At 40.2% G+C, this 13767-nt stretch carries 8 protein-coding genes; all 8 read left to right on the top strand.

Annotation, left to right across the window (positions count from 1 at the left end; translation table 11 throughout):
* The first annotated feature begins 384 nt into the window (after positions 1-384).
* The 8 genes from JEP40_RS11950 to fbaB all read left to right on the top strand — a co-directional run bounded on the left by JEP40_RS11950 (position 385) and on the right by fbaB (position 13722).
* A complete protein-coding gene (locus JEP40_RS11950) occupies positions 385-1620 on the top strand; it encodes an MdtA/MuxA family multidrug efflux RND transporter periplasmic adaptor subunit (RefSeq protein WP_198623727.1) in 1236 nt (411 codons plus the stop codon).
* Entirely contained in the window at positions 1620-4751 is a 3132-nt protein-coding gene (locus JEP40_RS11945) for an MdtB/MuxB family multidrug efflux RND transporter permease subunit (protein ID WP_198623726.1), read from the top strand. Before JEP40_RS11950 ends, JEP40_RS11945 begins: the two co-directional genes overlap by 1 nt.
* The gene (gene mdtC, locus JEP40_RS11940; RefSeq protein ID WP_198623725.1) at positions 4748-7831 is read left to right on the top strand and encodes a multidrug efflux RND transporter permease subunit MdtC; all 3084 of its coding nucleotides are present in this window, start codon (positions 4748-4750) and stop codon (positions 7829-7831) included. Before JEP40_RS11945 ends, mdtC begins: the two co-directional genes overlap by 4 nt.
* The gene (baeS, locus tag JEP40_RS11935; protein WP_198623724.1) at positions 7828-9204 is read left to right on the top strand and encodes a two-component system sensor histidine kinase BaeS; all 1377 of its coding nucleotides are present in this window, start codon (positions 7828-7830) and stop codon (positions 9202-9204) included. Before mdtC ends, baeS begins: the two co-directional genes overlap by 4 nt.
* 22 nt (positions 9205-9226) lie before the next feature.
* Positions 9227-9934, top strand: coding sequence for a two-component system response regulator BaeR (baeR, locus tag JEP40_RS11930; protein WP_198623723.1), 708 nt, complete (start codon positions 9227-9229; stop codon positions 9932-9934).
* A 119-nt stretch (positions 9935-10053) separates the two neighbouring features.
* Positions 10054-11433 carry a tRNA 5-hydroxyuridine modification protein YegQ gene (gene yegQ / locus JEP40_RS11925; protein ID WP_072064214.1) on the top strand — a complete coding sequence of 460 codons (1380 nt, stop codon included), beginning with the start codon at positions 10054-10056 and terminating at the stop codon, positions 11431-11433.
* 296 nt (positions 11434-11729) lie between these two features.
* A complete protein-coding gene (yegS, locus tag JEP40_RS11920) occupies positions 11730-12623 on the top strand; it encodes a lipid kinase YegS (RefSeq protein ID WP_198623722.1) in 894 nt (297 codons plus the stop codon).
* 49 nt (positions 12624-12672) lie between these two features.
* Positions 12673-13722, top strand: a complete 1050-nt coding sequence (gene fbaB / locus JEP40_RS11915) for a class I fructose-bisphosphate aldolase (protein WP_109407737.1) — start codon at positions 12673-12675, stop codon at positions 13720-13722.
* The last annotated feature ends 45 nt before the right edge of the window (positions 13723-13767 follow it).

Here is a 13767-nt window from a genome sequence, read left to right as displayed (position 1 = left end):
TAAGAATTATAACTAACTATTGCGTTTTATCATAGTTACAGGCATTTGTACAAAATAGTTATGCGGTTAAAAAAACATCAAGCAAAATAACTTACTGATTATAAATAAATTATTTTCCACTTAATTATCCCTATATAAACAATTAAGCCACGCTGTTGTTTGTCTGTTTTTTAATAAATAATGGCTTATTGAATAATAATGACAAAATAATGCCAGTATCATTTTATTTTAACTGCTTAAAATAACGCCAACAAAACACATTCCTTGACTTAATTTCCATATTTCCTCCATTTTTAACTGTGTAGAAACAGGTAGAATGTCACTATTCCAAAATTTCATTTCAGTATTTCTGATTAGCTAGTTGCCAGTGGGATCACAAAAGTAATGAATAAAAATAAAAATGCTAAAAAAAGAGCTTCTCTTATTATCGCTTTAATCGTCATAGCCACAGGTGCTTATACCTATTGGCAATTTAATGCAGCAAAAACAACTCTGCCTGAAAATAAAGGAACTCAAGCAACAAGCTCACAAAATCGAAGTACAACTGGATCTCGCCGCCCTCCTATGCCACCCGTTCAGGTCGCAACATCAATACAAGAAGATGTGCCTCAATTTTTATCGGCTTTAGGTACTGTGAAAGCAACCAATAGCGTAACAGTGACTAGTCGTGTTGAAGGTCAATTAATGGCTTTACATTTCACGGAAGGGCAATACGTTCAAAAAGATGATTTATTAGCAGAAATTGACTCTCGCCCATTTGAAGTGCAATTAGCTCAAGCCAAAGGACAACTTGCAAAAGATCAAGCCACATTAGCCAATGCGCGTCTTGATTTAGTTCGTTATCAGAAGCTGGCAAAAACTAATTTAGTCTCACAACAAGAATTGGATAATCAGCAAGCCTTAGTGAAACAGTCAGAAGCCAGTATTCGTATCGATGAAGCTACGATCAGTAATGCACAACTGCAATTAACTTACAGTAAAATCACAGCACCTATTTCAGGTCGTGTGGGATTAAAGCAAGTTGACGTGGGTAACTATATTTCAGGTGGTTCATCAACTCCGATTGTGGTTATCAATCAAATGGATCCTGTTGATGTGCTTTTTACATTGCCAGAACAAGAGTTAGCAAAGGTTATTCAAGCTCGTAAAAATAATGCTGATTTACCTGTCACCGCATTAGACAGAAATAACCAATTTGAACTAGCTCAAGGAAAATTATTTAGTGTTGATAACCAAATTGATGCCACAACCGGCACTATTAAATTAAAAGCGCGTTTTCCTCAACAAGAGACGACATTATTTCCTAATCAATTCGTCAATGTCCGTCTTTATGTCACCACATTAGAAAAAGCCGTTGTTATTCCAAATGCCGCTTTGCAAATGGGTAATGAAGGTCATTTTGTTTGGGTTGTGGATAACGAAAATAAAGTCAGTAAATTACGCGTAGAAGTCGCCTTACAAAATGCAGAAAAAGTTGTGATAGCTTCCGGTTTATCAGCAGATCAGCGTGTTGTAACAGATGGTGTGGATAGATTAACACAGGGTGCAAAAGTCGAGATCGTGACACCTACAGTACCTAAAGATAAAGAAAACAACCGTGTAGTTGCGGAGAAAGCGTAATGACCGAAAAAACACACGGTACAGGTGGAGGACCATCTCGCTTATTTATTCTGCGCCCAGTTGCAACAACTCTTTTTATGGTGGCCATACTATTAGCGGGTATCGTTGGCTATCGTATGTTGCCAGTGTCTGCCTTACCTGAAGTCGATTACCCGACCATTCAGGTCGTTACTCTCTATCCTGGAGCAAGCCCTGATGTGATGACATCAGCTGTCACTGCACCACTTGAACGCCAATTTGGGCAGATGTCTGGGTTAAAACAGATGTCATCACAAAGCTCTGGTGGCGCTTCAGTGATCACTCTGATGTTCCAATTAACCTTACCATTAGATGTTGCAGAGCAAGAGGTACAAGCAGCAATTAATGCTGCCACCAATCTATTGCCATCCGATTTACCCTATCCGCCGATTTACAGTAAAGTAAATCCTGCGGATCCCCCTATTTTAACGTTGGCAGTTACTAGTTCAACGTTACCTATGACGCAATTACAAGATATGGTTGAAACCCGTATTTCGCAGAAGATCTCTCAAGTTAATGGTGTCGGTTTAGTGGCATTAGCGGGTGGTCAGCGTCCTGCGGTTAGAGTAAAACTTAATGCACAAGCTGCCGCATCTTATGGTTTAGATAGCGAAAAAATCCGTGTTGCGATTAATAATGCGAACGTTAACTCAGCGAAAGGAAGCCTTGATGGTCCTACTCGCTCTGTGACGTTATCAGCTAATGACCAAATGAAATCATTAGAAGATTATCGCCAGCTCATCGTTGCCTATAAAAATGATGCGCCTATTCGTTTATCTGATATCGCAACCATCGAACAAGCGCCTGAAAATAACCAGTTAGGTGCATGGGCAAATAATGAGCAGGCGATTATTATAAATGTTCAACGTCAACCCGGCGTTAACGTTATTGATACTACGGATAATATTCGTAATTTATTACCCGATTTAGTCTCGAATTTACCTAAATCAGTAAATGTTGAGATCTTAACCGATAGAACCACAACGATCCGCGCATCAGTTAAAGATGTGCAATTTGAGCTTGGCTTAGCTATCGCACTTGTGGTGATGGTGATTTATCTCTTTTTACGTAACGGTGTCGCAACATTAATTCCAAGCATTGCTGTACCACTTTCATTAGTCGGTACATTTGCAGTGATGTATTTCTGCGGTTTTTCCGTCAACAATCTCACCTTAATGGCATTAACGATTGCGACAGGCTTTGTTGTCGATGACGCCATTGTTGTGATTGAAAATATCTCCCGTTACCTTGAACGTGGTGATAAACCATTAACTGCAGCGCTAAAAGGAGCTGGAGAGATTGGTTTTACCATTATTTCACTTACCTTCTCTCTTATTGCCGTACTGATCCCTCTGTTATTTATGGGGGATATTGTTGGTCGCTTATTTAGAGAGTTTGCAATCACCCTTGCGGTCGCCATTTTAATCTCTGCTGTGGTTTCGCTGACATTAACACCAATGATGTGCGCGCGATTACTAAAACCTGAAAATGAAATCAAACACAATCGTTTTGAAATAGCATGTGAGCGCTTTTTTGAAAAAATGATTGCGGTGTATGCTGTTTGGCTAAAACGTGTATTAAACCATCAATGGATAACGCTTGGTGTTGCACTCAGCACTTTGGTATTGACTGTTTTGCTGTATATGTTTATTCCTAAAGGCTTTTTCCCGTTACAAGATAATGGTTTATTACAAGGTACGATTGAAACCTCACAATCTATTTCTTATCAATCTATGGTCGAAAAACAGCAACAAGTGGTTGATAAACTCATTGATGATCCTGCGGTGGATAATATTGCCAGTTTTGTCGGTATTGATGGCAGTAATGCAACACTCAATACGGGCCGATTACAAATCACATTAAAACCCCTTGATCAACGCGACTCACGTATCGATACAATAATTCCTCGTCTACAAGAACGCATTGCCTCTATTTCAGGCATAACACTCTATTTGCAACCAACACAAGATCTAACAATTGATACGCAAGTGTCTCGTACCCAATATCAATTTACGTTACAAGCAACATCATTAGATGAATTGGCGTATTGGGTACCAAAGCTTTCTCAATCATTAAAAAATAGCCCAGAACTAACCGACATCAGTAGCGATTGGCAAGACGGCGGTATGATGGCGTATATCAAAGTGGATAGAGATTCTGCAAGTCGCTTAGGTATTACAATGAGTGAGATTGATAACGCGCTTTATAATGCTTTTGGTCAGCGTTTAATTTCAACTATCTACACACAAGCAAATCAATATCGCGTTGTATTGGAACAGGATATTCGTAGTGGTGATGGTTTACAGGCGCTCTCAGCCGTACATTTAACCGGCAAAGATGGTGCAATGGTACCATTACTTTCTATCGCTTCCGTAGAGCAACGTCTAGCGCCACTTTCGATTAATCATCAAGAGCAATTTCCTTCAGCGACATTCTCATTTAATGTCGCTGAACAATCGTCACTTGAAGAAGCAGTGAAAGCAGTGAAATTGGCTGAAGAGCAGATTTCTATGCCTAAAGATATCACCACACAATTCCAAGGTGCGACATTAGCATTTGAAAGTGCGCTTTCTAGCACTTTATGGCTGATTATCGCAGCTATTGTGGCAATGTATATTGTGCTCGGTGTGCTATATGAGAGTTTTATTCACCCTATTACTATTTTATCTACGCTACCTACTGCAGGTGTCGGCGCATTACTCGCGTTAATGGCCGCGGGCAATGAACTTGATATTATCGCTATTATTGGGATCATTTTGCTTATAGGGATCGTAAAGAAAAACGCGATCATGATGATAGACTTTGCCCTTGCAGCAGAGCGAGAGCAAGGTTTAACCCCTTACGAAGCTATTTATCAAGCGTGTTTATTACGTTTTCGTCCAATATTAATGACAACAATGGCCGCTCTTCTAGGGGCTTTACCTTTAATGCTAAGTACCGGTGTGGGTGCAGAATTACGCCAACCATTAGGAGTTTGTATGGTCGGTGGCTTAATTATGAGCCAGATCTTAACCCTGTTTACTACACCTGTGATTTATTTACTGTTTGATAAATTATCACTCTATGTAAACCGCAATAAACATATTGAGAATAATAACGGGGCTATATCATGAAGTTCTTTGCCCTCTTTATTCAACGCCCCGTAGCAACCACATTGCTTAGCTTAGCGATTTCTCTTTGTGGTATATTAGGCTTTATGTTACTGCCTGTGGCGCCTCTGCCACAGGTAGATTATCCCGTGATTAATATCAGCGCTTCCTTACCTGGTGCATCACCAGAAACTATGGCATCTTCTGTCGCAACACCGCTTGAACGCTCTTTAGGGCGAATTGCGGGTATTGATGAGATGACCTCGAGTAGCTCGCTTGGCAGTACTAGCATTACTTTGGTATTTGACTTAAATAAAGACATCAATACAGCCGCACGAGATGTACAAGCTGCACTAAATGCTTCACAAAGCTTATTGCCTTCAGGAATGCCAAGCCGTCCTCGTTATTATAAATCGAACCCCTCTGATGCACCGATCATGATCTTAACGTTGACCTCTGACACACAAAATACAGGGGAGCTTTACGATCTTGCTTCAACACGACTGGCACAAAAAATCTCGCAAATTGAAGGTGTAAGTGAAGTTTCTGTTGGTGGAGGATCATTACCTGCAATACGTGTTGCTCTCAACCCTGATGCACTATTTAATCAAAATGTTAGTCTTGATGATGTTAGAAAAGCAATTAACCAAGCAAATGTGCGACGGCCTCAAGGCTTCGTCAATAATGATGAAAATCGTTGGCAAATTCAAACCAATGACGAGCTAAGCAAAGCGGCTGAATATCGCCCTGTCATCGTACATTACAATCAAGAAGCTGTTGTGCGTTTAGGTGATGTCGCACAGGTCACTGATTCTGTACAAAACTCACGCGCAGCAGGAATGAGTGGCGGTGAACCCGCTATTTTACTGGTTATTCGCCGTGAAGCGGGAGCCAATATTATTGAAACAGTTAACCGCATTCGTGATGAACTTCCTGAATTACGTGAACTTATCCCAGCGAGTGTCAATTTAAAAGTTGCCCAAGACAGAACCCCCACTATCCGCGCATCATTAGCAGAAGTTGAACGTGCGTTAGCCATTGCTGTAGCACTCGTAATTTTAGTCGTATTTTTATTTTTACGTTCAGGTCGTGCCACACTTATCCCTGCGGTTGCTGTACCCGTTTCATTAATTGGCACTTTTTCAGCCATGTATCTTTGTGGTTTTAGTTTAAATAATCTTTCATTGATGGCATTAACCGTTGCTACCGGTTTTGTGGTTGATGATGCCATTGTGGTACTCGAAAATATCTCTCGCCATATTGAGAATGGTTTAAAACCTAAAGAAGCCGCCTTAAAAGGGGTTGGCGAAGTCGGCTTTACTGTGCTTTCGATGAGTATATCTCTCGTAGCAGTTTTCATCCCTTTGCTGTTAATGGATGGCCTTGTTGGGCGATTATTTAAAGAGTTTGCCATTACGTTAACCACAGCTATCGCTATCTCTTTATTTGTTTCATTAACGCTGACTCCCATGATGTGTGCACATTTATTAAAAGGAATGAAACCTAAAGCGCAATCGCATTTGCGAGGTTTTGGTAAGTTACTTTTCCACGCTCAACAAGGTTACAGTGTCACATTGCAAATGGCATTGCGCCATCGGCGCTGTGTTATGGCCATTTTCCTTGCCACTTTAGGCCTAAATGCTTACCTGTATATCAGCGCACCTAAAACATTTTTTCCCGACCAAGACACAGGCCGGTTAATGGGATTTGTGCGCGCTGACCAAAGTATTTCATTCCAATCAATGAAAGAAAAAATGACCCGTTTTATGCAAGAAATAAATGCAGATAAAGACGTAGATAGCGTAACGGGTTTTACAGGAGGTGGTCGTATTAACAGTGGATTTATGTTTATTTCTCTCAATCCACTGTCAGAGCGTACAGATAGTGCCAACCAAGTGATCAATCGTTTACGTGCCAAACTCGCTGATGAGCCTGGCGCTAACCTCTTTTTAATGCCAGTGCAAGATGTTAGAGCTGGTGGGCGTCAGGCTAATGCCAGTTATCAATTTACCTTACTCGCTGATGATTTAAGCGAATTACGTAAATGGGAACCCATTGTACGTAAAGCGTTGGGTGAACTACCTCAACTTGTGGATGTTAACTCAGATAAGGAAGATAAAGGTGCTGAAATGGCACTAACTTACGATCGCGATACTATGTCGCAATTAGGTATTAATGTCAGTGATGCGAATAACTTACTTAATAATGCCTTTGGTCAACGTCAGATCTCCACTATCTATGCCCCACTAAATCAGTACAAAGTGGTTATGGAAGTATCTGAACAGTACACACAAGATGTTTCTGCGTTAGATAAAATGTATGTGGTAAACAACCAAGGTGAGCGCATTCCATTATCCGCATTTGCAAGTTGGTATCCTGCTAATGCACCGTTAAGTGTTAATCACCAAGGGCTATCTGCAGCCTCGACGATTGCTTTTAATATTCCTGAAGGCTATACATTGGCTGATGCAATTAATTCTATTGAGCGCACAATGACCGAATTGGGCGTACCCAATACCGTAAGGGGCACCTTTGCAGGTACTGCACAGATCTTCCAAGAAACCATTAAGTCACAGCTTATTCTTATTTTAGCCGCTATTGTGACAGTATACTTGGTGTTAGGTGTACTGTATGAAAGCTATATTCATCCACTCACTATTTTATCCACCCTGCCATCTGCGGGTGTCGGAGCATTATTAGCCTTACAGCTTTTTGATACACCTTTTAGCCTAATTGCGCTTATTGGCATTATGCTGTTGATTGGTATTGTGAAGAAAAACGCCATTATTATGGTGGATTTTGCGATCACCGCACAACGTGAGGGTAAATTGTCAGCCAAAGAGGCGATTATTCAGGCCAGCTTATTGCGTTTTCGTCCGATTATTATGACAACCCTTGCCGCATTATTTGGTGCATTACCGTTAATGTTAGGAAGCGGAGATGGTGCAGAATTAAGACAACCTTTAGGGATAACAATCGTAGGCGGGTTATTAATGAGCCAACTCTTAACCCTTTATACAACCCCTGTTATTTATCTATTTTTTGATGGATTACGTGAACGTTGGCAACAACGACGTTTCAGCAAAAAAGAGGCTAAAGCATGAAACTGAGAAGCAAGCTGTTCTTGGTAATTTTCGCTACCTGTATGGTTGTGGTTCTTGCAATGCATATTGGTATTCGAGGTAGCTTTCAACAAGGGTTTATTGGCTATATCAAGAAAAACAGTGAACAGCGTGCGACTCTTTTAGCTGAAGCCTTAACAGACCAATATGCTTTAACTGGCGACTGGCGTTTTCTCAATAGAGATGATCGTTCTCTTTATCAAATATTACGCAGTATTGACCAAATAAGCCAAAGCAGTGAAGGCCCGCCACCAAAGGGATGGCGTACACAGTTTTGGATTGTTGATAAAAATATGAAGCGTTTATTTGGTCATGATAATCAGTTTCCTGATGAAACATTCAAAAAACCAATTACTTTTCATGATGAAATTGTGGGTTGGGTGATTGTCAGTGCCGCTGATAAGATCAGTAGTGAAGCAGATATCAGTTTTGATAAACAACAACTGCGCACCAGTTGGATAATTGCAGGTTTAACGGTTCTTTTGGCTTTACTTATCACATTGATCCTTTCTCGCAATATGATCCGCCCAGTTAAACGACTGGTTGAAGCCACACATAAGTTAGCTGCTGGTGATTTTGCTGTTCGCGTAACACCCAGCAGTAAAGATGAAATCAGCCAACTCGCCACAGACTTTAATCAGCTTGCCAGTACACTAGAGAAAAATGAACAAATTCGTCGTGATTATATGGCTGATATTTCACATGAATTACGTACACCTCTCGCTATTTTAAAAGGGGAATTAGAAGCGTTACAAGATGGCGTAAGAAAGCCCACAACAGAGACATTAAACTCCCTTTTATTTGAAGTGACAAACCTGACAAAACTGGTGAATGATCTCCACCAGCTTTCATTATCTGATAGAGGCTCACTCACCTATCGTAAAGATTTTATTGATATTAATGAGGTGATTTTATTAGCCGTTGCTTCTTATCGCCACACATATCACACCAAAGATATAGCCTTATACACTGAATTAGATGATATATCTCCATTAATTATACAAGCCGATCCTGACCGACTTATTCAGCTTTTTCATAATCTATTAGAAAATAGTGTGCGCTATACCTATGCTGGTGGGCAATTACATATCAAGACAAAAAAAGAGAACAACTGTGTTTTGATAACCTTAGAAGATAGCGCACCTGGATTGGATAGCTCGCAGTATCAAGCCGTTTTCCAACGCTTTTATCGTGCAGAAAGCTCACGAAATCGTGCCAGTGGAGGTTCTGGATTAGGCCTTGCGATTTGCGAAAATATCGTTGAGGCTCATAATGGTAAAATAAGTGCGATGCCTTCATCTTTAGATGGCATGAAAATTCTTATAGAATTACCTGCATATTCTGATGATCTTTAAGCCTATAACCATTGAGCTAATAATGACTGCTGTCGAATTACCCTATTCAATCCTTATTGTTGAAGATGAACCCAAACTTGCCCAATTACTTATTGATTATCTTCAAGCTTCGGGTTATCAAACTCACTGGCTAGCAGATGGTGCTGAAGTAAGCCATTGTGTAAAACAGCAACATTACGATTTAATATTATTAGATCTGATGTTGCCCGTTAAAGATGGCATTACGGTCTGTAAAGAGTTACGTCAGTTTTCCGATATTCCCATCATTATGGTCACAGCCAAAACAGAAGAAATAGATAGATTGCTTGGGCTTGAGATTGGTGCCGATGATTATATTTGCAAGCCCTACAGCCCAAGAGAAGTGGTAGCCAGAGTCAAAACCTTATTACGCCGTTTTTATCGACCACAAGATATTGTTCAAAGTGATAAATTAGTCGTCATTGATGAGCAGGCTTATCAAATCCAATACAATAATAAAATTCTCGACTTAACCACAGCTGAATTCCGTCTACTCAAAGCGTTAGCTACACAACCCGGAAAAATATTAACTCGTGATCAGCTAATGGATCACCTTTATGATGATTACCGCATTGTGACGGATAGAACCATTGATAGCCATATTAAAAACTTACGACGTAAACTTGAGCAACTTAACGATCAAATTGAATTTATTCGCTCAATTTATGGTCAAGGATATCGTTGGGAGACCCAAGCTTATCGATTTCGATGATATTTTTTCAGGAATACATTGAACCTCGCCACACTTAAGCGATAGAATCCCCCCCTTTATGATATACCCCTACCCAATGTGTGGGGGACTGACTTGAAATCAGAACCAGGAAATTAACCATGTTTACACCCGAATTGCTCTCTCCTGCTGGCTCATTAAAAAATATGCGCTATGCATTTGCTTATGGCGCAGACGCCGTTTATGCAGGTCAGCCACGTTATAGCTTACGTGTGCGTAATAATGAATTTAACCATGAAAATCTTGCTAAAGGTATTCAAGAAGCCCATGAATTAGGTAAACGCTTCTATGTTGTGGTTAATATCGCACCCCATAATGCTAAATTAAAAACCTTTATCCGTGACTTAAAACCCGTCATTGATATGGGCCCTGATGCGCTGATTATGTCTGATCCGGGTTTGATCATGATGGTGCGTGAAGCCTTCCCTGAAATGGATATTCACCTTTCAGTACAAGCCAATGCCGTTAACTGGGCAACTGTAAAATTCTGGCGTCAAATGGGATTAACTCGCGTGATCCTTTCTCGTGAACTCTCTATTGATGAAATTGCTGAAATTCGTAAGCAAGTTCCTGATATGGAATTAGAAGTATTCGTTCACGGTGCATTATGTATGGCTTACTCAGGCCGTTGCCTGTTATCTGGCTATATCAATAAGCGTGACCCGAACCAAGGTACTTGTACTAACGCTTGCCGTTGGGAATATAAAGTCGAAGAAGGCAAAGAAGACGATGTGGGTAATATCGTTGAAAAATACACGCCAATCCCAGTTAAAAACGTTGAGCCTACTTTAGGTGTTGGCGCGCCAACAGATAAAGTCTACTTAATCGAAGAAGCAAAACGTCCTGGTGAATATATGACTGCGTTCGAAGATGAGCACGGTACTTATATCATGAACTCTAAAGACTTGCGTGCGATTGAACACGTTGAGCAATTAACTCAAATGGGTGTGCACTCTTTGAAAATTGAAGGCCGTACTAAATCCTTCTATTATTGTGCACGTACAGCTCAAATGTATCGTCGTGCAATTGATGATGCGGTTGCAGGTAAACCATTTGATCCAACGTTGCTAACGACATTAGAAGGCTTAGCACACCGCGGTTATACAGAAGGTTTCTTACGTCGTCATACCCATGATGCGTACCAAACTTATGAATATGGTTACTCTGTCTCTGACACCCAACAATTTGTCGGTGAATTCACAGGTAAACGCGTAAACGGTTTAGCTGAAGTTGATGTTAAAAATAAATTTGTTTTAGGTGATAGCCTAGAATTAATGACACCAACTGGAAATATTCAGTTCACGTTAGAATCGCTATTTAACAAAAAACAACAACCAACTGATGTTGCACCAGGTAATGGTCACATGGTTTATTTATCTGTTCCTGAAGATGTTGATTTAGATTTCGCACTGCTGATCCGCAATCTACAAGGTACAACAACACGTCAACCGCATAAGATTGATGCTGTAGAAGTGAAGTAAAGTGTCATAATCTGATTTAAAATGGTCAATTTCAAATACAGATCACATCAATAATAATTTGTTTACCGTATCATCAGTTTCGAAAAATAAAGAACTAGAATGAATACAGTAAGACTAGGAACCACCTCCTTGGCAAATCCAATCTCCCTTGGATTTGCCTTTTCTTTTTTCATCACCGTTATCAACCCTCCTTTGCGTAAACACGTTCTCTTTTTCGTTATCATTTGTAAAAAAAATAGTAATTTTCTCGATATCCATTACCTTTAAAAGAGTGATTCAATTAAAGGGACTCATCAATGAGTAAAATTAGCTTGCTAATCATTAATGGAAAAAGCGCTAACAACGGTGCATTGAGAAAAGCTGTTTATCAATTACGTAATGAAGGTTTTAACCTCCAAGTAAGAGTAACTTGGGAATCCAGTGATATACGCCGTTTTGTACAAGAAGCTATAGATATACAAGCCGAAACGGTGATTGCAGCAGGAGGTGATGGAACAATTAATAGTGTTGTTTCTGAATTAATTCATCTTTCACCTTCATCTTTACCTATACTTGGCATTATTCCTTTAGGTACAGCAAATGATTTTGCCACCAGCGCTCAAATCCCTCGTGATATGGAAAATGCGCTTAACTTAGCGGTTAAAGGTCGTGCTGTTCCCATTGATATTATCTCAGTGAACAAGACACACTATTTTATCAATATGGCATCTGGCGGTTTTGGAACCAAAATTACAACAGAAACCCCTGATGCATTAAAATCAGCATTAGGTGGAGCCGCCTATTTTATTAATGGTCTTTTAAGTATCGACTCTTTAAAAGCTGATTATTGCACTATTGAAGCTGAAGATTTTCATTGGGAAGGTGAGTCTCTTATTTTAGCTATCGGTAATGGGCGTCAAGCGGGTGGCGGACAAAAATTATGCTCTGAAGCCTTAATTAATGACAATAAACTCAATATTACCATTGTTGAAGCTCACGAACTTCTCCCTTCAATTTTAAACAGCATGTTTGATAGCAAGAAAAATGACAAGATTATTGAACGAGAAAGTCGCTGGGTAAACATTAGTGCTTCTCATGAAATGGTGTTTAATTTAGATGGAGAACCCCTTTTAGGGAATAAATTTGAATTTATTGTGTTACCTGAAGCGATCCACTGCCGGTTACCGCCTCAATGTGACTTGTTATCTTAATGTAGATAAATGACAATCACTCTCATCTCATCATGAACTGGAGTATGTAATGACTGATATAGTAAGTTTGTTAGGTGCTGATGCAAAATCATTATTAGACCATCGCTGCCAAACCATCCCGAGCGAAAATCTCTACCTGCCAGGTTCTGACTTTGTTGATCGTGTAATGATTGATAATAATCGCCCTAATAGCGTGTTACGTTCAATGCAAACCCTGTTTAATCACGGGCGTTTAGCGGGAACGGGTTATCTGTCTATTCTACCTGTTGACCAAGGTGTTGAGCACTCAGCGGCAGCCTCTTTCGCAGCAAACCCTCTCTATTTTGATCCAAAAAATATTGTTGAGTTGGCGATTGAAGCAGGTTGTAACTGTGTTGCCTCTACTTATGGTGTTCTTGCTTCTGTTTCTCGTCGCTATGCACACAAAATTCCTTTTCTTGTGAAATTAAACCATAACGAGACCTTAAGCTACCCAGCGCAATATGACCAAACTCTATATGCCAGCGTAGAACAAGCCTTTGAAATGGGTGCTGTTGCAGTGGGTGCGACTATTTACTTTGGTTCACAAGAAAGCCGTCGCCAAATTGAAGAAATTTCAATGGCCTTTGAACGTGCTCATGAATTGGGTATGGTCACTGTACTATGGGCTTATTTACGCAACCCCGCGTTCAAAAAAGATGGCGTAGATTACCATGCAAGTGCAGATTTAACTGGTCAGGCAAACCATTTAGCAGCAACTATTGGTGCTGATATCGTTAAACAAAAAATGGCTGAAAATAACGGTGGCTTTAAAGCGATTGGCTTTGGCCATACTGATGAGCGAGTTTACACGAAACTCACTACTGAAAACCCAATTGATTTAGTTCGCTACCAATTAGCAAACTGCTATATGGGTCGCGCAGGGTTAATTAACTCTGGTGGCGCTTCTGGTAATAATGACCTTGAAGATGCAGTTCGCACCGCCGTCATTAATAAACGTGCTGGTGGTATGGGGTTGATCTTAGGCCGTAAAGCGTTCAAAAAATCAATGAAAGACGGGGTTGCCCTGATTAATGCAGTACAAGATGTTTATTTAGATAAATCTGTCACTATTGCTTAACTGATAGATTTACATGTGAAAGCCACTCAAACGAGTGGCTTTTAT

The organism is Proteus vulgaris (genome assembly GCF_016239305.1).
In the GTDB taxonomy this organism is placed as follows: domain Bacteria; phylum Pseudomonadota; class Gammaproteobacteria; order Enterobacterales; family Enterobacteriaceae; genus Proteus; species Proteus vulgaris_C.
This window is presented reverse-complemented; position numbering and strand designations above follow the sequence as displayed.